1 protein-coding gene is annotated in these 466 nt (G+C 68.2%); it reads right to left on the minus strand.

Annotation, left to right across the window (positions count from 1 at the left end; all coding sequences use genetic code 11):
* The coding region (locus J0A65_RS25740; protein WP_206597047.1) for an Hpt domain-containing protein at window positions 1-466 on the minus strand (466 nt) is incomplete at both ends.

Below are 466 nucleotides of genomic sequence, written 5' to 3' on the forward strand. Positions count from 1 at the left end.
TCGGTGAGGGCGCAGAAGAACTGCAGGTCGGGGTGGATGGCGATGCCGTGGCGAACCAGCAGCGCTTCGGTCTGGCTGGGTTCGGCTGCCTCGGGCGCTTGCAGGCGGGTGCTCGGGTCCATGTGCAGCAACAGCTCGCGGCGCACCTCGGTCTGTTGTCCGGCGGGCGCCATCGCCAGGGCGTGCAGGGCCTGACACAGCGCATCGAGCTGGGCCGCGCTCAGGGGCGCGTCCGCTCCGCCGAGTGCCTGGTCCACCAGGGCGCGCAGGTGATCGAGGCAGAGCAGGAGGATGTCGCCCAGCAGGCTGTCGAAAGTCAGGCGCCCCGAACGCAGGGCGTCGAGCACGTCTTCCATCGCCTGCGGCAATGGCATCAGCTGGTTGAGGTCGACGTAACCGAGATTGCCCTTGAGCGTATGTATCAGGCGAAACAGCTCGCGCAGCCGCTCCGTGCTCCTCGGTGCCT

The sequence above is a fragment of the Bowmanella yangjiangensis genome, from assembly GCF_017255015.1.
GTDB classification, from domain to species: domain Bacteria; phylum Pseudomonadota; class Gammaproteobacteria; order Enterobacterales; family Alteromonadaceae; genus Bowmanella; species Bowmanella yangjiangensis.